This window comes from Mesorhizobium sp. P2_C4 (genome assembly GCF_056404575.1).
This window is the reverse complement of sequence record NZ_JBFUDT010000001.1, coordinates 79076-99553: the sequence shown is the minus strand read 5'-3', so window position 1 is coordinate 99553 and position 20478 is coordinate 79076. Positions and strand designations below refer to the sequence as shown.

General features: G+C 64.1%; 21 protein-coding genes. 15 read left to right on the top strand and 6 right to left on the bottom strand.

Annotated elements, in window-relative coordinates:
* Positions 1 to 46 precede the first annotated feature (46 nt).
* From AC1DX6_RS00525 to AC1DX6_RS00510, 4 genes are read left to right on the top strand one after another with little or no spacing between them, the layout of a single operon-like run.
* Positions 47 to 1648, top strand: coding sequence for a DUF4153 domain-containing protein (locus AC1DX6_RS00525; protein ID WP_477310184.1), 1602 nt, complete (start codon positions 47 to 49; stop codon positions 1646 to 1648).
* Positions 1649 to 1652: 4 nt separating this feature from the next.
* Positions 1653 to 2345: a response regulator transcription factor gene (locus tag AC1DX6_RS00520; protein WP_477310182.1), complete on the top strand. Its 693-nt coding sequence runs from the start codon at positions 1653 to 1655 to the stop codon at positions 2343 to 2345.
* Entirely contained in the window at positions 2333 to 3919 is a 1587-nt protein-coding gene (locus AC1DX6_RS00515) for an ATP-binding protein (protein ID WP_477310180.1), read from the top strand. Before AC1DX6_RS00520 ends, AC1DX6_RS00515 begins: the two co-directional genes overlap by 13 nt.
* Before the next feature lie 28 nt (positions 3920 to 3947).
* A complete protein-coding gene (locus AC1DX6_RS00510; RefSeq protein WP_477310178.1) occupies positions 3948 to 5114 on the top strand; it encodes an NAD(P)/FAD-dependent oxidoreductase in 1167 nt (388 codons plus the stop codon).
* 343 nt (positions 5115 to 5457) lie between these two features.
* On the opposite strand, the gene AC1DX6_RS00505 is transcribed toward AC1DX6_RS00510, so the two are convergent.
* A complete protein-coding gene (locus AC1DX6_RS00505) occupies positions 5458 to 5883 on the bottom strand; it encodes a GNAT family N-acetyltransferase (RefSeq protein ID WP_477310176.1) in 426 nt (141 codons plus the stop codon).
* 164 nt (positions 5884 to 6047) lie between these two features.
* On the opposite strand from AC1DX6_RS00505, the gene leuD reads away from it, so the two are divergent.
* The 5 genes from leuD (at position 6048) to leuB (ending at position 10130) form a co-directional block, all read left to right on the top strand.
* Positions 6048 to 6653 (top strand): 3-isopropylmalate dehydratase small subunit, encoded by a 606-nt coding sequence (gene leuD, locus AC1DX6_RS00500; RefSeq protein ID WP_477310174.1) that lies wholly within the window; start codon positions 6048 to 6050, stop codon positions 6651 to 6653.
* Between the two features lie 52 nt (positions 6654 to 6705).
* Positions 6706 to 7641 (top strand): hypothetical protein, encoded by a 936-nt coding sequence (locus AC1DX6_RS00495; RefSeq protein ID WP_477310172.1) that lies wholly within the window; start codon positions 6706 to 6708, stop codon positions 7639 to 7641.
* A gap of 330 nt (positions 7642 to 7971) precedes the next feature.
* Positions 7972 to 8355, top strand: a complete 384-nt coding sequence (locus tag AC1DX6_RS00490; RefSeq protein WP_477310171.1) for a RidA family protein — start codon at positions 7972 to 7974, stop codon at positions 8353 to 8355.
* Positions 8356 to 8365: 10 nt separating this feature from the next.
* Positions 8366 to 8716, top strand: a complete 351-nt coding sequence (locus AC1DX6_RS00485; RefSeq protein WP_477310169.1) for a VOC family protein — start codon at positions 8366 to 8368, stop codon at positions 8714 to 8716.
* A 310-nt stretch (positions 8717 to 9026) separates the two neighbouring features.
* Positions 9027 to 10130 carry a 3-isopropylmalate dehydrogenase gene (gene leuB / locus AC1DX6_RS00480; protein ID WP_477310167.1) on the top strand — a complete coding sequence of 368 codons (1104 nt, stop codon included), beginning with the start codon at positions 9027 to 9029 and terminating at the stop codon, positions 10128 to 10130.
* A gap of 358 nt (positions 10131 to 10488) precedes the next feature.
* Here the strand turns inward: leuB and AC1DX6_RS00475 are convergent, their stop codons facing one another.
* On the bottom strand, positions 10489 to 11190 hold the full coding sequence (locus tag AC1DX6_RS00475) for a DUF805 domain-containing protein (protein ID WP_477310165.1): 702 nt from the start codon (positions 11188 to 11190) through the stop codon (positions 10489 to 10491).
* A gap of 137 nt (positions 11191 to 11327) precedes the next feature.
* Here AC1DX6_RS00475 and AC1DX6_RS00470 point away from each other — a divergent pair, with 137 nt between their 5' ends.
* Positions 11328 to 12755: a glycosyltransferase gene (locus AC1DX6_RS00470; protein WP_477310163.1), complete on the top strand. Its 1428-nt coding sequence runs from the start codon at positions 11328 to 11330 to the stop codon at positions 12753 to 12755.
* Between the two features lie 3 nt (positions 12756 to 12758).
* Here the strand turns inward: AC1DX6_RS00470 and AC1DX6_RS00465 are convergent, their stop codons facing one another.
* Positions 12759 to 14618 (bottom strand): DEAD/DEAH box helicase, encoded by a 1860-nt coding sequence (locus tag AC1DX6_RS00465; RefSeq protein WP_477310161.1) that lies wholly within the window; start codon positions 14616 to 14618, stop codon positions 12759 to 12761.
* 648 nt (positions 14619 to 15266) lie between these two features.
* On the opposite strand from AC1DX6_RS00465, the gene AC1DX6_RS00460 reads away from it, so the two are divergent.
* A complete protein-coding gene (locus tag AC1DX6_RS00460) occupies positions 15267 to 16301 on the top strand; it encodes an aspartate-semialdehyde dehydrogenase (protein WP_477310159.1) in 1035 nt (344 codons plus the stop codon).
* A gap of 151 nt (positions 16302 to 16452) precedes the next feature.
* Here AC1DX6_RS00460 and AC1DX6_RS00455 read toward each other — a convergent pair whose 3' ends face one another.
* From AC1DX6_RS00455 to AC1DX6_RS00445, 3 genes are read right to left on the bottom strand one after another with little or no spacing between them, the layout of a single operon-like run.
* Positions 16453 to 16884, bottom strand: coding sequence for a type II toxin-antitoxin system PemK/MazF family toxin (locus AC1DX6_RS00455; protein ID WP_477310157.1), 432 nt, complete (start codon positions 16882 to 16884; stop codon positions 16453 to 16455).
* 3 nt (positions 16885 to 16887) lie between these two features.
* Positions 16888 to 17190: a type II toxin-antitoxin system Phd/YefM family antitoxin gene (locus tag AC1DX6_RS00450; protein ID WP_477310155.1), complete on the bottom strand. Its 303-nt coding sequence runs from the start codon at positions 17188 to 17190 to the stop codon at positions 16888 to 16890.
* Positions 17191 to 17229: 39 nt separating this feature from the next.
* Entirely contained in the window at positions 17230 to 17637 is a 408-nt protein-coding gene (locus AC1DX6_RS00445; RefSeq protein ID WP_477310153.1) for an ACT domain-containing protein, read from the bottom strand.
* 194 nt (positions 17638 to 17831) lie between these two features.
* Between AC1DX6_RS00445 and AC1DX6_RS00440 the strand changes: the two genes are divergently transcribed.
* From AC1DX6_RS00440 to AC1DX6_RS00425, 4 genes are all read left to right on the top strand, one after another.
* Positions 17832 to 18737: a bestrophin family protein gene (locus tag AC1DX6_RS00440; protein ID WP_477310151.1), complete on the top strand. Its 906-nt coding sequence runs from the start codon at positions 17832 to 17834 to the stop codon at positions 18735 to 18737.
* Positions 18738 to 19145: 408 nt separating this feature from the next.
* Positions 19146 to 19556, top strand: a complete 411-nt coding sequence (locus AC1DX6_RS00435) for a DoxX family protein (protein WP_477310149.1) — start codon at positions 19146 to 19148, stop codon at positions 19554 to 19556.
* A gap of 17 nt (positions 19557 to 19573) precedes the next feature.
* Complete coding sequence (locus AC1DX6_RS00430; protein WP_477310147.1) at positions 19574 to 20101, top strand: SRPBCC family protein; 528 nt, start codon at positions 19574 to 19576, stop codon at positions 20099 to 20101.
* Between the two features lie 99 nt (positions 20102 to 20200).
* Complete coding sequence (locus AC1DX6_RS00425; RefSeq protein ID WP_477310145.1) at positions 20201 to 20464, top strand: glycine zipper domain-containing protein; 264 nt, start codon at positions 20201 to 20203, stop codon at positions 20462 to 20464.
* Positions 20465 to 20478: the final 14 nt, after the last annotated feature.

Genomic DNA, 20478 nt, shown 5'->3' with positions numbered 1-20478 from the left:
AATGCCCGCCGAGATCTGTCGGCCGGGTCGCCAGGAAAGTCCGCTCATGACATCGTTCCTTTCGGGTGCGCCGAGCTATTGCAGCCGCTTCGGCATCGCCGTGCTGCTGGTCGCGCTGGCGGATTTTTTCTTCTACGGCCAACCCGTCGGCATCACGGTTTTTCTGTTCGCCATGCTGATTGCCGGCGCGGTTGTGGCCGTGCATCCCGCTGCGTTCAGCGACGGCAAGGTCCGGCTCAAGCCCGCCGCCCTGTTCCTCGCGCTGCTGCCGCTGGCCGAAAATGTCAGCGTGCTGTCCGTCTCGATCGCGCTCGTGGCGCTTGTGGTGTTTGCGCTTTCGCTGACCAAGCGGTTGCGATACAGCCCCGCCCGCATTGCCGGCCAGGCGGCACTGTTCCTGCTCGCCGGCCCCTTCCGCTTCGTTGGCGACTTCTTCCGCTGGCGCCAGGCGGCGCGCCGGTACGGAAGGCGGCGCATCCGTTTCGCCGCGCTCGCCGTGTGGATCATGCCGCTGGTGCTCGGCGTGGTCTTTCTCGCTTTGTTCGGCGCTGCCAATCCGGTCATCGACTACTGGTTCTCGCTGATCGACCTGATGGCGCTGCTCGACCTGATCCAGCTGATGCGGCTGGCCTTCTGGCTGGTGATGCTTGCCGTCGTCTGGGCCTTCCTGCGGCCGCGCCTGCCGCGCTTTCTGCGCCGCATGCCGCGTGTGGCAAAGCCTGCGCCAGTCAGCCCACTATTCGAGACCCAGCCATCCGCGGCCCAGCCATCCGCGACAAAGACCGGACCGATCATCGAGGACATCATCTTCGGCAAGGCCGCCATCCTTCGGGCGTTGATCGTCTTCAACATCCTGTTTGCGCTGCAGACCGGGCTCGACGCCACCTATCTGTGGGGCGGGGTCGCGCTGCCCGACGGAATGAGCTACGCCTCCTATGCGCATCGCGGCGCCTATCCGCTGATCGTTACGGCGCTGCTGGCCGCCGGTTTCGTGCTGGCGGCGCTCAGGCCCGGCAGCGAAACCTCAGCCGACCCGCTCATCCGCCGGCTGGTCTATGCTTGGGTGGCGCAGAACATCATGCTGGTCATCTCGTCGATCCTGCGGCTCGACCTCTATATCGGCATCTATGCGCTGACCTACTGGCGCATTGCCGCCTTCGTCTGGATGGGGCTGGTGGCGGCGGGCCTGGCCCTGATCATCGCCCGCATCGCGCTTGGAAAATCCAATGAATGGTTGTCCTCCGCCAATCTTCTGACGTTATCGGCGACGCTTTATGCCTGCTGTTTCATCAACTTTGCGGCGCTGATCGCCAACTACAATGTCGACCACTCCTACGAAATGACCGGCCGTGGTATCCCACTCGACGCATGGTACGTGCACTCGCTCGGCCCGGCCGCCTTGTCGGCCCTAGACCGCTTCATCGAGCAAAAAAGCAAGACGATAGCACCGGACGATCGCTCCTATAGCGCGCTCGTCGAATTCCATAAGTGGGACAAAATCTGGTACCGCACCGCTCGGAAAAACTGGCGCGCCTGGAGCTTTCGCGGCTGGCGGCTGACCAGGGTTCTCGACAACAGAGGTCCGCTCGTGCTTCCTCCGGCACAGCAACCTTCGCAACCTGCCATGCCATCCACACCGGAACGCTAGATCCATGCCGCATCACATCCTCGTCGCCGACGATGACCCGCATATCCGCGAAGTGATCTGCTTTGCGCTGGAAAAGGCCGGCATGAAGACGCAAGCGGTAGCGGATGGCGCTGCTGCTCTGCAGGCGATCGAACGCCGGGCGCCCGATCTCGTCGTGCTCGACATCGGCATGCCGGAGATGGACGGGCTCGAAGTCTGCCGGCGGCTCCGGCAACGCTCCGACGTGCCGGTGCTGTTCCTGTCCGCGCGCGATGAGGAGATCGACCGTATCCTCGGGCTGGAAATGGGCGGCGACGACTATGTCACCAAACCGTTCAGCCCGCGCGAACTGGTCGCGCGCGTCAACGTCATCCTGCGGCGCGCGCGGCCGGCGCAGGAACAGGCCGACGACCGGCAATTCGCGCATGGCAAGCTCAGCCTGGCGCCGGCCAGCCACGCCGCCAGTTTCGACGGCAAGCCGCTGGCGCTGACCGGGATAGAATTCTCGATCCTCAGAGGATTTCTGGCGCGGCCGGCGCATGTGCTCGATCGCGACGCGGTGATGGCCAGCGCCTATGCCGCCAACATCCATGTCGCCGACCGCACCGTCGACAGCCATATCCGCAACATCCGCGCCAAGCTGGCGGCAGCGGGTTGCCTGGACGGCATCGAGACCGTGCATGGCGTCGGCTTCCGGCTCGGCCGATGCAGCGCGTAAGCGCCCGCAAATGGATCGGCAGCAAATGGCGGCCGCGCCTGGCCACGATCGTCGTCGCCATCCTGATCATGGTGATGGCGCTGCCGCTGGTCGGCCTGTTCTTCTTCCGGCTCTATGAGAACCAGCTGATCCGCCAGACCGAGGCCGAGCTGATCGCGCAAGGCGCTGTGCTCGCCGCCATCTATGCGCAGGATGTGCGTGATGCCGGCATTCCCGTGGAGAGGCTCGGCGCGCCGATGCCGGCGGCCGGCGCCAGCGATCGGGACTATCCTTACAATCCGATCGAGCCGCGCCTTGATCTTGCCTCCGACACGGTCTTACCAACCCGACCCGCGGCGCAGGCCGCGACCATCGATCCGGCTTTCGCTGCCATAGGCACGCGCCTGTCGGGTATCCTGAGCGAGACGCAGAAAACCACGCTGGCCGGCTTCCGGCTGCTCGACCCCTCAGGCGTCGTCATCGCCGGGCGCGACGAGATCGGCCTGTCGCTCGGCGATGTCGAAGAGGTGCGCGCAGCACTTGCCGGCCACTATGCCAGCGCGCTCAGGCTGCGCATCCCCGACCAGCCAACGCCGCCGCTCTATTCGGTCAGCCGCGGCACCAAGGTGCGTGTCTTCGTCGCCATGCCAGTTGCCGTCGCGGGCCAGGTCGCAGGCGTCGTCTATTTGTCGCGGACGCCGAACAACATCATCAAACATCTCTATGGCGAACGCGGCAAGGTGACCTTGGCGGCCATCGCCATCCTCGGCGGCACGCTGCTCATCGGCCTGGTCTTCCTGCGCACCGTCACCCGGCCGATCTACGCGCTGATCGATCGCACCGAGCGTATCGCCGCCGGCGACCGCGCGGCGATACGGCCGCTCGACCACCACGGCACGCGCGAAATGGCCGAGCTTTCCGCCGCCTTCCTCGACATGGCCGAAAAGCTGCAGGCACGCTCCGACTCGATTCAGACCTTTGCCACCCACGTTTCGCATGAGCTCAAATCGCCGCTGACGGCGATCCAGGGGGCGGCCGAACTGCTGCGCGATTCCGGCAGCGCGATGGACGAGGCCGAGCGGCAGCGGTTTTCCAACAACATCGTCACCGATGCCGGACGGCTCAATCTCCTGGTGCGGCGTCTGCTCGATCTGGCGCGCGCCGAAAATCTGGCGCCGAGCGGCGAAAGCACATCGCTCGGTGCTGCGCTGGCGCTGCTTCCCGTGGAGACCAGGCTGGCGGTTCGCCTCGAGGCGGGCGGCGATCTGACCTTACGCATATCGGCCGAGAATGCGGCCATCGTGCTGGCCAACCTCATCGACAATTCGGCGCGGCATGGCGCCACGCAGGTTTCGGTCACGGCAGGCAGCGCGGGCGGCAAGGCGACCGTGCTGGTCAGCGACGACGGCGCCGGCATTTCGCCAAGCAACCGCAACAGGATTTTCGAGCCGTTTTTCACCACCCGTCGCGACAGTGGCGGCACCGGCATGGGCCTCGGCATCGTGCTGGCCCTCCTGAAAGCGCATGATGGTACGATCCGGCTGGTTGACTCCGGGCGCGGCACGCGCTTCGAGATTGTCGTGCCGGTTGCGTAAGGGATGCAGGCGGCGAAGCGGAGAAAAAATGCGCTACGACATCGTCATCATCGGTGGGGCCATCGTTGGGTCCTCGATCGCCTATTATCTGCGCGAGGAAGGCTTTTCCGGCTCGATCGCGCTGGTCGAGCGCGATCCGCAATTCGCTCATGCGGCGACGACGCTGTCCATGGCCTCGATCCGCCAGCAGTTCTCGATCCCGGAAAACATCCGGCTGTCGCAATTCACGCTGAAGCTGTTTAGGCGGCTGACCGAAACCTTCGGCGCCGACGCTGATATCGGCTTTCGCGAGGGCGGCTATCTCATTCTGGCCGGCGAGAACGGCCTGCCGACCCTTAGGGCAAACCACGAGGCGCAGATGGCCGAGGGCGCCGACATCGTGCTCGAGGACGCCGAAGCACTGGTGCGCCGCTTCCCCTGGCTGTCGGCCGAAGGCATCACCGCCGGCGCCTATGGCCGGACCGGCGAAGGCTGGTTCGACGCGCATGCGATGCTGATGCTGTTCCGCAAGGCGCTGCGGTCCAAAAAGATCGATTTCATCACCGCCGATGTCACCGGCATCGAGCGGCAGGGCGACCGCGTCACCAGCGTCAGCCTCGACAATGGCGAAAAACTCGAGGCCGGCACAATCATCAGCGCTGCCGGGCCGAATGCCGGCAAGGTTGCTGGGATGGCCGGGCTGGCGCTGCCGGTCGAGCCGCGCAAGCGCAATGTCTTCGTTTTCGAGGCGCGCGAGAAATATACCGACATGCCGCTGCTGGTCGACCCCTCCGGCATCTATGTCAGGCCGGAAGGCTCGGTCTACCTCACCGGCGGCGCCGAGCCGGAAGAGGGTGACGGCCCCGCCGATCCCAAGGATTTCGATGTCGAATGGCCGCTGTTCGAAGAGGTGATCTGGCCGGTGCTGGCGACCCGCATTCCGGCCTTCGAGGCGATCAAGCCGACCCGCGCCTGGGCCGGGCACTACGATTACAACACACTCGACCAGAACGCGGTGATCGGCCCGCATCCGCAAGTTGGCAATTTCATCTTCGCCAACGGCTTCTCCGGCCACGGCCTGCAGCAGGCACCGGCCGTCGGCAAGGCGCTGGCCGAGTTTTTGGTGCATGGCGGCTACCGCACGGTGGATTGCTCAGCGTTTGGGTACAGCCGTGTCGCCGAGGGGCGGGCGTTTCGGGAATTGAATGTAATCTAGGCAGGCGAGAGTTCCTGTTGAGGCTGGCGGGACAGCGCCCCCCTCTGTCCTGCCGGACATCTCCCCCACATGGGGGGAGATCGGCCGTCATCCCGGCTTCGCCAATCGCCAGCGTTGCAGGATTGAATGCGGCGCCGCCGCTGCCAATCTCCCCCCTCGTGGGGGAGATGCCCGGCAGGGCAGAGGGGGGCGCGAAGGATCGCTACGGTGCGGACCTCCTATGCCGCAACCCGGCAGCCCTCGCCGAAATACACCTGCAGCCAGCCCAGCACCCGCGCCCAGCCCTCGGCATGCTCGGCCGCCGCATGAGAGGATCACTGCTTCGTGAGGTGGTGGTCGGGGTTCAGTCCTTGCGGCCGAACCAAAACGCGTCGGGCATGCGCTTCATGCCGATGCGTTCGTAGAAGCCGACGGCGTCGGGCATGGAGATCAGGCTGATGGCGACGGATGGTCCGAGCTCGCGCCGCGCTTCGTCCATCAGGCCCTTGCCGATGCCGAGCCCTTGTGCCGATTGCGAAACGGCGAGTTCGGAGATGTAGCAGACCCAGGCAAAGTCGGTGACGGCCCTGATAACACCGATCAGCGGCTTGCCTTCGATGTCGAGGCGCGCGGTCAGCACCAGGTCGGCATTGGCAAGCATGGTCTTCAGACGGGCATCGTCACCGACCGGTCGTGCCTCGCCAAGGCCGGAGTCCACCAGCACGCGGCGAAATTCGGCGGTGTCGAGCTCAGGCTCGCGGGCATAGAGGACTTTTGGCGGTGTTGTCATGTCGGCCAAGGTGCACCACGGGCCGGCGGTTTTGAAGACGCTGTGCGCGATCTTTTGATCGAGGGCCAGGGCCGGCCGGAAACAGCCGCCTTTTAATTGCCCGCCTCTTTGTGTAAACCGGCGTCAGCAAATCCCCCCGCAACGAAAAAATACGGGCCAAAGCCATGGAAAAATTCACCAAGCTGACCGGCGTCGCCGCGCCGATGCCGATCGTCAATGTCGATACCGACATGATCATCCCCAAGGATTATCTGAAGACGATCAAGCGCACCGGGCTCGGCACCGGCCTGTTCGCCGAAATGCGCTACAACGACGACGGCTCGGAAAACCCTGATTTCGTGCTCAACAAGCCGGCCTATCGCAAGGCGCAGATCCTGGTCGCCGGCGACAATTTCGGCTGCGGCTCGAGCCGCGAGCATGCGCCGTGGGCGCTGCTCGATTTCGGCATACGCTGCGTCATCTCGACCTCGTTCGCCGACATTTTCTACAACAACTGCTTCAAGAACGGCATCCTGCCGATCACCGTCAGCGCCGAAGATCTGGAGAAGCTGATGGACGATGCCTCGCGCGGCTCCAATGCGACGGTGTCGGTCGACCTCGAAGCCAAGGAAATCCGCGGACCGGATGGCGGCGTGGTCACGTTCGACCTCGACGACTTCAAGCGTCACTGCCTCTTGAACGGTCTCGACGATATCGGCCTGACCATGGAGAAGGCCGGCGCCATCGCCTCGTTCGAGAAGAAGAACGCCGCTGAGCGCCCCTGGGCCTGAGCGGACGATTGACCCGGCCGCCACAGGCCGGGTTCGTGGCGGAGGGACAGTCATGACACGTTCGCTTCTTGCCGGCGCCTGCGTGCTGGCGTGGATGTTGATGCCGGTGGCGGGCGCACATGCACAGACCGACAAGGTGCCCGTGCCGGCTGACGATGCGTCCGGCGCCGACCCGGGCGACCCGAGCACCAACAACAATGTGACCTTAACCGAGGGCGATGACAGCCAGGCGCCGATCCCGTTCGAGGGCGGCCAGCTGACCATCACCCAGCCGGAGCAGGACGGCGCAAAGGTGCTGGCCTTTGACGGCAAGCAGCTGGCCAGCAATTACGAGGTGTTCTTCGACAAGGTGGTCAAGGTCGGCGGCGTCAACGTCGCGTTGGTCAATGTCGGCGATGGCGGCAACCAGTGCGGCCCGGCCACGGTGATCGTCTGGAAGCCCGAGGGCGGCGAGATACAAAGCACCACGGTCGAACAGGACGAGTGCGGCGCGCCGCCGGCGGCGGTCGCCGACAACGCCATCTATTTCGTGCCCTATCTCCTGCCGGGCGCTTCCGAGCAGGCGCTGCAATGGTCGCCAACCGAAGGATTGACGATTTCAGGCGATCTGACTTACGCGCCGGAACCCGGCACCGACTGGAAGGACATCGATCCGTCGAAATACCAGAACATCATCGACGCCTTCCACAATGAGGCCGTCTACAAGGCGGCCAAGACGCTGCTCGGCGACAGCATGCCCGACATGGCGACCAGCCTGCTGGTCGGCGGCGGCACGGAAAAGACCGCGTCCGGCGCCTTCTACGCCAGCGGCTGCGTGCCGCATGATTGCGGCGGCAATGACGGCTTCATGGCGGTCGACCCGGTCAAGCACGCGCTCTACTTCTCCAGGCGCGGCGACAATGGCGAGCCGAACGCCTGGCCGCCGGTGGCGAGCTGGCCGGCCGATGTGAAAGAGGCGCTGGACAAGGCGCTGGGGTCGGCGAATTAGGTTCTGGCGGTACATGCGCGGCTTCGTCATCCACGGGCGGAGCGACGCGAAGCGGAGCGCAGACCCGAGGATCCATGCCGTGACCGTTGCCGTAGAATTCAACGGTGCAGAATTCTGAAACGCCGCAACGCCTCGAGGTCACGGCATGGATCCCAGGGTCTGCGCGCGTCGCTTCGCTCCTTGCTCCGCCCTGGGATGACGACGGGAGGGATGTCTCGGTCAATCTCCGACGTTGCGCTTTGCCTTCGTGACAATAGTCCGCTCGACTTGGCCCACGACCGAGCCGCGCGTCTCCTGCTAGATGCAAGCCAACAAATCTGCGAGGCCCCCATGCGCAAACTCATCTCCACCGGTTCGCCCTTCGAAAAAACCGCCGGCTATTCACGTGCCGTGGTGCAGGGCGACTGGTGTTTCGTCTCCGGAACGACCGGCTACGACTACGCGACCATGACCATGCCGGAGACGGTCGAGGCGCAGACGCGCAATTGCCTGGCGACGATTGGCAAGGCGCTGCAGGATGGCGGCTTCGACATGGCCGACGTGGTGCGGGCGCATTACTACATCACCGACCAGGCCTTCGTGGACATCGTCTTCCCGATCCTCGGCGAGATTTTTGGCGAGATCAGGCCGGCGGCGACGATGATCGTCTGCCAGCTCAACAGGCCGGAAATGAAGATCGAGATCGAAGTCACCGCGTTGCGGCGCACGGCATGAGGCCAAAGCCATGACGGTCCGGCGCATCGTAGCCAATATCGACACATCGGACGCGGCTGCGGCGAAACGCTTCTACCATGACGTGCTTGGCCTCGACGTGCTGATGGATCAAGGCTGGATCGCCACCTACGGCTCCGAGGAGCGGATGCAGGTGCAGGTCTGCTTCATGGCTCAAGGCGGCTCCGGCACGCCGGTGCCGGACCTGTCGATCGAGGTCGACGATGTCGATGAGGCGTTGCAAGGCATGAAGGCGGCCGGCTTCGCAATCGAATACGGTCCGGCCGACGAGCCCTGGGGCGTGCGGCGCTTCTATGTGCGCGATCCGTTCGGCAGGTTGGTGAATATTCTGTCGCATCGGTGAGGATTGAGTACGGATTTCACTGATATGTCGGCGGGACGGCGCCCCCCTCTGCCCTACCGGGCATCTCCCCCACAAGGGGGGAGATCAGCAGCTTCGGCGGCCCACCCTTCTTTCAACGTTGGAGATTGGCGAAGGCCAACGTGACATCCAATCTCCCCCCTCGTGGGGGAGATGTCCGGCAGGACAGAGGGGGGCGCGAAGGATCACCGAGCAATGAGCTTGCTCTTACCATCGCTGTTCTGGCTTGCGCCGCAGGCGCTTGGCGTTTAGCAAGGCCGCGGTTTCTCCAAACGATGTTGGGACGGTTCTGATGGCTTCGAAAAATCTTCTCCTGCTCGCCGGCGACGGCATCGGCCCCGAGGCCATGGCTGAGGTGAAGAAGCTGATATCAGCCATGAACGACAAGCTCGGCAGCGGTTTTGCCACCGACGAGGGTCTGGTCGGCGGCTGCGCCTACGATGCGCATGGCGCGGCGATTTCCGATGCCGACATGGAAAAGGCGATGGCGGCCGATGCCGTACTGTTTGGCGCCGTCGGCGGTCCGAAATGGGATGCGGTGCCTTACGAGGTGCGGCCCGAAGCCGGCCTGCTGCGCCTGCGCAAGGACATGGAGCTGTTTGCCAATCTGCGTCCTGCCATCTGCTATCCGGCGCTGGCGGCGTCTTCGTCGCTCAAGCAGGAAGTGGTCGAAGGTCTCGACATATTGATCGTGCGCGAATTGACCGGCGGCGTCTATTTCGGCGAACCGAAGCAGATCATCGATCTCGGCAACGGCCAGAAGCGCGGCATCGACACGCAGGTCTACGACACGTTCGAGATCGAGCGCATTTCCGGCGTCGCCTTTGAGCTGGCGCGGACGCGCAAGAACCACGTCACGTCGATGGAAAAGCGCAATGTGATGAAGTCGGGCGTGCTGTGGAACGAGGTCGTCACCCAGACCCACAAGGCGCGCTATGCCGACGTCAAGCTCGACCATATGCTGGCCGATGCCGGCGGCATGCAGCTGGTGCGCTGGCCAAAGCAGTTCGACGTCATCGTCACCGACAATCTGTTCGGCGACATGCTGTCCGACATCGCTGCCATGCTGACGGGATCGATCGGCATGCTGCCGTCGGCCTCACTCGGCGCGCCGGATGTGAAGACCAAGAAGCGCAAGGCGCTCTATGAGCCGGTGCACGGCTCGGCGCCCGACATCGCCGGCAAGGGCATCGCCAACCCGATCGCCATGATCGCGTCTTTCGCCATGTGCATGCGCTATTCCTTCGGCATGGTCGCCGAGGCCGACAAGCTCGAAGGCGCAATCGCCGCCGTGCTCGACCAGGGCTTGCGCACAAAGGACATCCTGTCCGAGGGCATGACCGAGGTCGGCACCGTCGCCATGGGCGATGCGATCATCGCGAAGTTCCTGGGCTGATCCTGGCGAACCGAGATCCGGGGGCGTTTCGAACCGCGTCCGATGTCGGCGCCGCCCCTCATTGCCCTGCCGGGCCCGCAGCCCTTCGCTATTGCTCTTGGCGTTCGTCGTTCGGAAAGCCAAGCAATTGGCTTTCCGTCCGCTTCGCGGACCACTACTCACCCCCGTAAACGGGGAGAAAGTAGCTGGCGCAACGCTGGCGTTTGTCCTGCAGCGCCGCCAATTTGCGAAATCGTCGATGAGAGCGTCCCTCGCCCCGTTTACGGGGAGAGGATGCCGGCAGGCAGGTGAGGGGCGCCGCGAACGTCGACAAGAAAGCTGGAGCTGGCCTGCACCCGATCCCGTGCCGTACTGAAATCTAAACCCTGACGCCTGCCGGCACCGGTCCCCACTGGTTTTCCCTGGCCTGCGTCGGGATCAGCGCGAAGACCATGATGATCAGGCTGCCGATGGTCGGGATCAGGACCAGCAGACAGAGCCAGCCCGACAGGCCGATATCATGCAGGCGGCGAACGGCCATGCCGAGGCTGGGCAGGAATGTCGCCAGCAGAAAAGTGCCGCACAGGCCGACGGTTACCGCTGCCGACATGTCGCTGTCGAAATTGCCCATTTTGGCGTCGAGGAATAGGCCCAGGCCACCGATGATGAGCAGAGAAACCACCCAGAACAGGAAATAGCTCCAATATTCCTTGCGGCGGGCCCGGCCGCCGAAATTGAAGTAGTTCTGCGTCAATGCGTGCCAGAAATAGCCCCACAGATCCGGTTCGCCGGGCCCGTTTTCAGCGGCACGGCCGAAATGCTGGGCCGCTGTAGGCGCGCCGCCTGGCTGGCGCGGTGGGGCAGTTGCAGCGGCAGGAGCACTATCGGCCGGATTCTGGACGCCGATCGAGAAAATGTCGCGCGCCTGGCCGCCGCCGGGCTGGAACTCGACGCTCGTGCCCTTGGCCATCGAGGCCTCGCGGCGCAAATTCTCCCGCGTGAAGGTGTAGCGGTTGCCGTCGGCGCCGGTGATGAAACCGAAGCCTTGCGCCTCGTCATAGTGAAGAACTTCGCCGCGCATAACCCACCCCCTTGTCGTCACGTCCTGCCAAGGTGTGGCACAGGGCCAAGCTTGGGGGCAAGCCGTGTCCCTCGGCTACCGCCGTCGCGACAAATGAAGCATAAGACATCGAGTGCAACCGTTTGCCAAAGCAGACAATGACAGTCGAACATTCCGATGCCGGCGCTGTGACCGAGGACGGGAAGATCGTAACGCCTTCGACGCCGGCCTCCCCGACATTGGCCATCGATGCCACTGGCCTGATGTTCTGGCCTCCCGGCAAGGGCCTGGCGGGCATTCCGCGTGTGGAAAGCTTTCTCGTCAACGCCGCATTGGCGGATCCCGATCCCTGCGTGCAGGTGGTGGCGTTCAGGTCCGCGGAATGCCGGTTTCGGCCGCTTGCCCCCTACGAACAGGACCATGTCGCGGCGGGCGAGATTTCACCCCACCATGTGAAGCGATGGCGGGGGCGAAGCGCGGCGCTGTCGCAGGCCTTCGAGGCAGTGCGGCAGCAGCCTTGGGCAAAGCGCGAGACCGACCGTCATCTCGCCAAGACGGTGACCAATGGCCGTAAGGGGATCGCCTATCAGGCGACGCGGCTGCTGATCCGTGCTTATCGCCTCTGCCAGCAGACGAAGATCCGGCTTGGCGTACTCAGGGATGCCCCAGGCCAGCCTGTCGAGACCGAACAGGGCCTTGTGCTGATCAGCCACCATATCCTGACCCAGGAGGATCGGTCCGCCGTCTCGGGCGCAGCTGGTAGGCTTGCCTTTCTCTGCCACGACATCATCCCGGTATTGCGCCCCGACATGCTTGGCGCGAGCACCAGTGAAGGCCGCTTCGGATCCTATCTCGAACACCTCGTGCGCTCCGGCGCTCCGGCATTTTGCGCCTCCGACGAGGTCGGCGCGACGCTGACCGAGCACATGCGCAAGGCCGGCATTGCAACGCCAAATGTATACCGCTTTCCGATGCCCTCGATCCTGCACGAAAACGCATCGCGCGCCGGCACGACCTCGCGCATCGAGGCCGACGAACCGTTCGTGCTCTACTGCTCGACCATCGAAGTGCGCAAGAACCACATCCTACTGGCGCGGATCTGGCAGCAGGCGCTGGAAGAAGGCGTCAAGCTGCCGGGGCTTGTCTGCGCCGGGCGCTGGGGCTGGATGATCGACGAGTTGAAGGCTTTTCTCAAAGCGCATCCCGAGCTCGCGGCTTCGGTGACCTTCACCGGACTGGTCAGCGACGAGCAGCTTATCCAGTATTATCGCAGCGCCACTTTCGGCGTCTTCCCCTCGCATATAGAGGGCTGGGGCTATGGCGCCTCGGAATGCCTCGATTTCGGCGTTCCGGTCATCGTCTCGACCACGCCGTCGCTGATCGAGGCGAGCGGCGGTTTGATGCCGGCGATCGATTCCAACGACCAGGCCGGCTGGTACGCCGCCATCCGCAGAATGGCGGAAGACCAAGCCTGGCGTTCGTTGCTTGCCGAGCGCATCGCCAGGCAGCATCGGCCGACGCCGGCATCGGCCAGCTGGGCCGCCATCAAGGCCGGGCTGAAAGGGAGCGCATCTCGCCGTCTGTAGATTTTACGAGGGCCGCTTCGACTTCTTGTACTTCGGCGGTCCGGCCTTGTCGAATTTCGGCTTGCCGGCTTTTGCGGCCCAGGGCTTTGCCTCAAATGCCGGGCGCTGGTCGCCCGCTGCCGGCGCCCGTTTCTCGAATTTGCGCTTCGGCGCGTTGGGGTCGAACGTGCCCTTGCCGCGATGCGGTTTCTTGTCCTGTAACGGCGGCTGGTAGCCGGCGCGCGACAGATCGGGCGTGCCGTCCAGCCGCTTCACCGCAATGTTGTTCTGCAATTTGCGGTCGGGGCCGATGGCGGCGAGGAAACGGTCGGCCCAGTCGGCCGATATCTGCACGAAGGTTTCCTCCGGCTGCATCTTGATGGCGCCGATCTCGCGCTTGGTGATGCCGCCGGTGCGGCATAGCATCGGGATCAGCCAGCGCGGCTCGGCATTCTGCCGCCGCCCTACCGACACCGAGAACCAGACGCTGTCGCCAAAGTCATCGCGGCGGCTGGGCGCCTCGTCGCGGTGCGCGAACTTTTCGCCCGCCGGTCTGTCACGCGACGGCGTGAACGGGGCGATTTCCATGAGATCTTCGGGCGCCGAGCGGCTGGCGCGGCACTGGCGCACGAAGGCTGCCGCCACCTGGTCGGCGCCGTGCCGGGCGAGCAGCGCGTCGATGAAGCCGCGCTCGTCATCCTTCACCGGCTCTTCGAAAGCCGGATCGGCAAGGATGCGCTCGTCATCGCGGCGGATGACGTCGTCGGCCGAGGGCGGGCTCGCCCATGTCGCCTTGAGGCCGGCATTCTGCAGCAGCCGTTCGGTGCGCTTGCGTGCGTTGTTGGGCACGATCAGGGCGCTGACGCCCTTGCGTCCGGCGCGTCCGGTGCGCCCGCTGCGGTGCAGCAGCGTTTCCGGGTTGGTCGGCAGATCGGCATGGATGACCAGTTCGAGATTGGGCAGGTCGATGCCGCGCGCCGCGACGTCGGTGGCGATGCAGACCTTGGCGCGGCCGTCGCGCATCGCCTGCAGCGCATGGCTGCGCTCGTTCTGGCTGAGCTCGCCCGAAAGCGCGACGACGGAAAAGTTGCGGTTGTTGAATCGTGCGGTGAGGTGGTTCACCGCGGCACGCGTGTTGCAGAATACCAGCGCGTTCTTCGCCTCATAATAGCGCAGCACGTTGATGATGGCGTTCTCGCGGTCGGCCTGGGCGACGCTCAGCGCCCGGTATTCGATATCGAGATGCTGCTTTTCCTCGCCGGCGGCCGAGATGCGCACCGCGTCGCGCTGGTAGCCCTTGGCCAGCGTGGCGATGGAGCGCGGCACGGTGGCGGAAAACATCAGCGTGCGGCGCTCGGCCGGTGCTGCGTCGAGGATGAATTCGAGATCCTCGCGAAAGCCGAGATCGAGCATCTCGTCGGCCTCGTCGAGCACCACTGCCTTCAGCGCCGACATGTCGAGCGAGTGCCGGGTGATGTGGTCGCGCAGCCGGCCGGGGGTGCCGACGACGATATGGGCGCCGCGTTCCAGCGCCCGCTTTTCGGTGCGCATGTCCATGCCGCCGACGCAGGACGCCACCGTGGCGCCGGTCAGTTCGTAAAGCCATTCCAGTTCGCGCGTCACCTGCAGCGCCAGTTCGCGCGTCGGCGCCACCGCCAGCGCCAGCGGCGCCGAGGCATGGGCGAAGCGCTCGGCATCGCCCAGAAGGGTCGGCGCCAGCGCCAGCCCGAAGGCGACGGTCTTGCCGGAGCCGGTCTGGGCCGAAACCAGCGCGTCGGCCTGGCCGAGCTCCAGCACGGCCTTTTGCACCGCCGTCAGCTCGGAATAGCCGCGTTTTTCCAGCGCCTTTGCCAGCGCCGGGACAATAGCTTCGAAGTTGGACATCTTCTTCTTTCGGAATTCGGCCGCCTACGGGCGGCAACGCCGGCTCATGCACACGCCAGCCCAAGCATTTCTCGGGCGTTCCTACTTCCTGCGGCCGCCATTGTACAGAGCGAGCGGCGCGGTGCCGGCGATTGGCGAAACCGCTGGCGAGAGCGCCCCTCTCCCCGTCACTATACGGGGAGAGGATGCCGGCAGGCAGGTGAGGGGCAGCGCCAACGCTGATGGGTGAGGCAAGGGAGTAAGGCTTCAGGCCTACTTCTGGACGAGCTAGCTGTCGACGTCAGCGCCGCCCCTCATCCGCCCTTCGGGCACCTTCTCCCCGTATGGTGACGGGGAGAAGGAAGAGGCCCCGCGCCAATTGACTCTTTACGCAAACCGCGTAAAAGCCGGCACCGAACAGGACAGTTTCGATGCGCGGCCTCTTGATGGCAGTTCTTGCATTCGATTTCCCCGGCCACAATGCGAACCATTGGGTCGGGCGCGTCGGCGCGTCTCCCCGTTCCAGCAAAACCATGGCCAAAACGACCACTAAAACGGTCTGATTCCCTTGGCCTAACCACCCTCTCCCGGGTCCGGCCCGGGGGCTGAAACCCGCACCGGCCGGCGGGTTTTCTCCAAAAACCGAGCGGAGAGGGACAGGAGATCACTATGAGTTTCAAGGTTGCGATCGTCGGCGCCACGGGCAATGTGGGCCGGGAAATGCTCAACATACTGGAAGAGCGCGGCTTTCCGGTGAGCGAAGTTGTGGCGCTGGCCTCGCGGCGCAGCCAGGGCACGGAAGTGTCGTTCGGCGACCGTACGCTGAAGGTCAAGACGCTTGACCAGTATGATTTTTCCGACACCGACATCTGCATCATGTCGGCCGGTGGCACCGTCTCCAAGGAATGGTCGCCGAAGATCGGCAAGCAGGGCTGCGTCGTCATCGATAATTCGTCGGCCTTCCGCTACGACCAGGACGTGCCGCTGATCGTGCCGGAAGTGAACCCGGACGCGATCTCGCTGTTCACCCGCAAGAACATCATCGCCAATCCGAACTGCTCTACAGCGCAGCTGGTCGTAGCACTGAAGCCGCTGCACGATGTCGCCACCATCAAGCGCGTCGTCGTCGCCACCTACCAGTCGGTGTCGGGCGCCGGCAAGGAAGGCATGGACGAGCTGTTCACGCAGACCCGGGCCGTCTTCGTCGCCGACCAGGTCGACGTCAAGAAGTTCACCAAGCGCATCGCCTTCAACGTCATCCCGCATATCGACGTCTTCCTCGACGATGGCTTCACCAAGGAAGAGTGGAAGATGGTCGCCGAGACCAAGAAGATGCTCGATCCCAAGATCAAGCTGACGGCGACGTGCGTGCGCGTGCCGGTGTTCATCGGCCATTCGGAAGCGGTCAACATCGAGTTCGAAAAGCCGATCACCGCCGACGAGGCGCGCGACATCCTGCGCGAGGCGCCAGGCTGCCAGGTCTTGGACAAGCGCGAGGACGGCGGCTACATCACGCCGCTGGAATCGGCCGGCGAAGACGCCACCTTCATCTCGCGCATCCGCGAGGATTCGACCATCGATAACGGCCTGTCGATGTGGATCGTCTCCGACAATCTGCGCAAGGGCGCGGCGCTGAACGCGGTGCAGATCGCCGAGCTTTTGGTCGAGCGCGGCCTGATCCAGCCGAAGAAGAAGGCGGCCTGACGGCCGGTTTGTTTTCGCTCACGGGCCGGATCGCCGCTGCCGCGGCGGGCCCTGCGCGGGCGCGCCGGAAAGCCGGCGGCCCGCAGTCGCGGGCTCGGCCTTCGGCCGGGTCGCGATATGGTCGCGCGCTATGAGCGAGACCGCAAATGGGTCAGTCGCGCGGCACCTGACGGCCTTGCCCGGCTTCCCAAATGGTCTTGAAGCGTTCCACCATCGATGTGAACAACCGCGGCGGCAGCAGGCCGTAGTCGTAGCGATCGGTGGAGCGCGGCACCGGACGGAGGTCGTAGCCCGGCCACGCGAAGCGATTGCCTTCATGAAGCATCACCCATGAGCGCTCGCCGTCCAGACCCAAGTGACGTTTGACGGCTGGCGGCAGCTCGATCGCCAGCGAAGGATCCGTCGGCGGGAGATGCGTGACAGGCACCACAGTCACGATCAGACCCTCGGTGGCGCGCTCGACGGCAAGCACAATTACGCAAGGGCGATGTTTTCGCCCTTCATCCTGTCCGGCTTGATGCTCATGATGCCACAGATAGGCGTAAGAGATCACGAGGCCGAGCTGTGGGTCGGGAAGCGGCATGCCTTACTTGGCATCGATCAGGGCATCGAGATGATCGTGTTCGGATGACATTCGGCCGCTGGCGATTGCCTCAACTTCTTCGCGCTGTAGATCCCTGGTCGCAAACGATTGCCGGGCAAGGTTCTTGTAACGCTGTAGATCCTCATACTCGACAGCCGAAACGAAATAGCCGGTTGGGCGCCCATGGCTCATCACCGCGACCGGCTCACGCTGGACGATTTCACGGTAGCGCCCGAAATTGCGGGTGAATTCTGTTGTCGGAACTTCGCGCATGGTGATTTCATCCAAATCGCGTAATTTACGCATTTAACGTAATTTACGCGATTTACGCGGTTTTGTCAAAGATCAGCTGCCGCTTTCCTTGGCCAGCTGCCGCAGCAAATCCATAGCCTCCTCCGCACGGTCGACCGGCACGAACAGATGGTCGTGATAAAAGGCCGAGACCGGATTGACGCCCATGCCGGCGGTGGCCAGCCGGGCGGTGATGGCGGCGAGGAAGCCGACTGCTTCCAGCGACGAATGGATGTTCAGCGTGATCATGCGGCTGGGGAACACGCCTTCCAGGCCAGCGGCCTTCGCCTGGTCTTCGAGCACGATCAGCGTCGTGCCCTCGCGTTCGCGAAACACCATCACCGGATCGAGGGTTTTGGCAACAGGCACGTCCGGCGGCAAAGTGACGAAGACATGCACTCCGGGCAGCAGTTCGGGCGTCATCGATGCCAGCAGTTTTTGCAGATCGGTTTCGCCCGTCATTGCCTGTCCTTCGACTTGATGCTGCATGGGATTTGCGGTCGTGGTTGCGCCTCATCTCAATATCCGTGCTGAACGCACGCCGATAGTCCTCGCGCTGACGACATCGCCATGTCGTTGTCGGCTGAGCTTGCGCGCCGGACCCGTCGCACAATAGACGGGTCGAGGACCATCGCCGGTCCGCGAGAGGGGTTTAGATGATCGTTCGCCCGCGCCCGGGATTCCTGCATCTGTTCTTCATCATGCGCGGCTCTGTGGTGCCACGCATCCTGCCGCAGATCTTTGGCTTCGGCCTCTATGGCGCGCTCGTGGTGCTGGCGGTCAGGGCGCTGAAGCTCGACTTCGGCAATGCCGGCACAGCACCCTTCGCTCTGCTCGGCGTGGCGCTGTCGATCTATCTCGGCTTTCGCAACAACGCCGCCTATGACCGCTGGTGGGAGGCGCGCAAGCTGTGGGGCCAGCTTGTGTTCGACATCCGCAACCTGGCCCGCGCCTCGACCGGGCTGGTCGAAGATCGGACCGAGCTGCGAGGCCTGCTGATGGAGGCGATTGCCTTCTGTCACTTTTTGCGCGGCCTGCTGAGACGTGTCGATGCCACCGCCGAGGCACGCACCTTCATCGGTGATGAGGTCGACGGTGCCGCCAGGGCGGCCAACGCGCCCGACGCCATGGTACGGCGCATGGGCCAGCGCATCGCGGCGCTGCGCAAGGCCGGCGCCATCGACACGATCGGATACCGCATCCTCGACGAACGGCTGTCGGAAATCGCCGCCGCGCAGGCCGGCTGCGAGCGCATCGCCGGAACGCCGCTGCCGTTTGCCTATACGCTGCTCTTGCAGCGCACCGCCTACATCTTCTGCCTGCTGCTGCCATTCGGGCTGGCCGCACCGGCCGGCTGGGCGACGCCGCTGTTCACCGCGCTGATCGCCTACACCTTCTTCGGCCTCGACGCGCTTTCGGAAGAGCTCGAGGACCCGTTCGGCACCCAGCCCAACGACCTTGCGCTCGACGGCCTCTGCCGTGTCTGCGAGATATCGGTGTTCGAGGCGCTGGGTGAGACGCCGCCGAAGATGATTGCGGCGGAGAAGTTTTACTTTTCCTAGGCCTTGTAAAGCAGGTCGGCAGCGAACGTTGATACGTCAACCAAACCTTCGAGAATAGCCGGGACATCCCTCCCTTCGTCATCCTAGGGCGAAGCAGGAGCGCAGCGACGTCGCGGAGACCCTAGGATCCATGCCGTGACTTCAGGGGTACGCGAAAACGGACCAAAAGCGGCACTGACAGACGTCCTGTTCTGGACCGCTGCGTTCTTCGCCTGATGTCGCGGCATGGATCCTCGGGTCAAGCCCGAGGATGACGAAGCGTGGGGGCCAGCGGCCCACTTTGACCCTGTTGCGGAGGGGCTCACCGCCAAAAAAGAATCCCCACCCCTGTCGGATCGTCGCCCCGTGCCGCGTCCTTGGTTCAACCCTGGCGAAGCAGCCAGTGCTCGAACATCCGGAGGAACACCAATGACCATTTCTGAAACCGCACCTGTGTCATCAGGCGCCCTGTGGACGGGCCGCGGGCTGAGCGCCATCATTGTGCTGTTCATGATCTTCGACGGTGTCATCAAATTGCCGCCGCTCGAGATCGTCACCCAGACCATGGTGCCGCTCGGCTGGCCGGCCGACCCGAATGTCGCGCGCCTGCTCGGAATTATCGGGCTGGTCTCGACGGCGCTCTATGCGCTGCCACGCACCTCGGTGCTCGGCGCCATCCTGCTCACCGCTTATATGGGCGGTGCCATAGCCATCAATGTGCGGGTCGACAACCCGCTGTTTTCGCACACGCTGTTCGGCGTCTATCTCGGCATCATCCTGTGGGGCGGCCTGTATCTCAGGGATCCCCGGGTGCGCGCCCTGATCCCGTTCAGCCGATAAGCACAAGGAGAAAAAGAATGCTCACCACCATCATCATCATCCTGGTTGTGCTGATCGCCGCCGTGCTTATTTATGCCGCGACCCGGCCGGATGATTTCGTCGTCAGCCGCTCGGCCAGCATCAACGCATTGCCCGAAGCGATCTTTCCTGAGATCAACGATTTCAGGCGCTGGAGCGTGTGGTCGCCTTACGAGAAACTCGATCCGGAGATGAAGCGCACTTTCTCCGGCGCCGACAGCGGCAAGGGCGCCGCCTATGCCTGGCACAGCGACGGCAAGGCCGGCATCGGCCGCATGGAAATCACCGCCTCGGTTCCGTCGTCGCTGATCGCGCTGAAGCTCGACTTCGAGAAGCCGTTCAAGGCCAACAACACCGTCGAGTTCACCTTGAAGCCGGCCGGCAGCAGCACCGCCGTCACCTGGGCCATGCGCGGCCGCTATCCGTTCATGGCCAAGCTGATCGGCGTGTTCATGAACTTCGACAGGCTGGTCGGCAAGGATTTCGAGGCCGGTCTCGCCAGTTTGAAGCGGGCCACCGAAAAGTAGGGCGATCCGTTCGTCGTTGTCCAAGCGGATCAAATTGCGCATTCGCGCGTTGTCGATCCAATGCGGGTGAAAAGTTCGCCCCTTGGGAGAGGAACGACGATGAAAAAGATCATGCTTTTGATGGCGTTGCTGGTGCCGCTCGCTGCCTGCTCGCAAACGGAAAAAGGCGCGGCGGTCGGCGGCCTGGGTGGCGCGGCCATAGGCGCTGCGGTGGCAAATGATCCGGTGGAGGGCGCTGTCGTCGGTGGTGCCGTTGGCGCCGTCGCCGGCGCGCTGATCGGCCGGGCGAACGAACCGGATCAATGCCGCTACCGCGACCGCTACGGACGAACCTATATCGCCCGCTGTCCCGACGGCTATTGACCGGACGACACAAC

Bases quoted from the DNA above. Each gene is read 5' to 3' on its own strand.
- AC1DX6_RS00525 (WP_477310184.1), top strand. From the start codon at position 47: ATGACATCGTTCCTTTCGGGTGCGCCGAGCTATTGCAGCCGCTTCGGC.
- AC1DX6_RS00520 (WP_477310182.1), top strand. From the start codon at position 1,653: ATGCCGCATCACATCCTCGTCGCCGACGATGACCCGCATATCCGCGAA.
- AC1DX6_RS00515 (WP_477310180.1), top strand. From the start codon at position 2,333: ATGCAGCGCGTAAGCGCCCGCAAATGGATCGGCAGCAAATGGCGGCCG.
- AC1DX6_RS00510 (WP_477310178.1), top strand. From the start codon at position 3,948: ATGCGCTACGACATCGTCATCATCGGTGGGGCCATCGTTGGGTCCTCG.
- AC1DX6_RS00505 (WP_477310176.1), bottom strand. From the start codon at position 5,883: ATGACAACACCGCCAAAAGTCCTCTATGCCCGCGAGCCTGAGCTCGAC.
- leuD (WP_477310174.1), top strand. From the start codon at position 6,048: ATGGAAAAATTCACCAAGCTGACCGGCGTCGCCGCGCCGATGCCGATC.
- AC1DX6_RS00495 (WP_477310172.1), top strand. From the start codon at position 6,706: ATGACACGTTCGCTTCTTGCCGGCGCCTGCGTGCTGGCGTGGATGTTG.
- AC1DX6_RS00490 (WP_477310171.1), top strand. From the start codon at position 7,972: ATGCGCAAACTCATCTCCACCGGTTCGCCCTTCGAAAAAACCGCCGGC.
- AC1DX6_RS00485 (WP_477310169.1), top strand. From the start codon at position 8,366: ATGACGGTCCGGCGCATCGTAGCCAATATCGACACATCGGACGCGGCT.
- leuB (WP_477310167.1), top strand. From the start codon at position 9,027: ATGGCTTCGAAAAATCTTCTCCTGCTCGCCGGCGACGGCATCGGCCCC.
- AC1DX6_RS00475 (WP_477310165.1), bottom strand. From the start codon at position 11,190: ATGCGCGGCGAAGTTCTTCACTATGACGAGGCGCAAGGCTTCGGTTTC.
- AC1DX6_RS00470 (WP_477310163.1), top strand. From the start codon at position 11,328: ATGACAGTCGAACATTCCGATGCCGGCGCTGTGACCGAGGACGGGAAG.
- AC1DX6_RS00465 (WP_477310161.1), bottom strand. From the start codon at position 14,618: ATGTCCAACTTCGAAGCTATTGTCCCGGCGCTGGCAAAGGCGCTGGAA.
- AC1DX6_RS00460 (WP_477310159.1), top strand. From the start codon at position 15,267: ATGAGTTTCAAGGTTGCGATCGTCGGCGCCACGGGCAATGTGGGCCGG.
- AC1DX6_RS00455 (WP_477310157.1), bottom strand. From the start codon at position 16,884: ATGCCGCTTCCCGACCCACAGCTCGGCCTCGTGATCTCTTACGCCTAT.
- AC1DX6_RS00450 (WP_477310155.1), bottom strand. From the start codon at position 17,190: ATGCGTAAATTACGCGATTTGGATGAAATCACCATGCGCGAAGTTCCG.
- AC1DX6_RS00445 (WP_477310153.1), bottom strand. From the start codon at position 17,637: ATGACGGGCGAAACCGATCTGCAAAAACTGCTGGCATCGATGACGCCC.
- AC1DX6_RS00440 (WP_477310151.1), top strand. From the start codon at position 17,832: ATGATCGTTCGCCCGCGCCCGGGATTCCTGCATCTGTTCTTCATCATG.
- AC1DX6_RS00435 (WP_477310149.1), top strand. From the start codon at position 19,146: ATGACCATTTCTGAAACCGCACCTGTGTCATCAGGCGCCCTGTGGACG.
- AC1DX6_RS00430 (WP_477310147.1), top strand. From the start codon at position 19,574: ATGCTCACCACCATCATCATCATCCTGGTTGTGCTGATCGCCGCCGTG.
- AC1DX6_RS00425 (WP_477310145.1), top strand. From the start codon at position 20,201: ATGAAAAAGATCATGCTTTTGATGGCGTTGCTGGTGCCGCTCGCTGCC.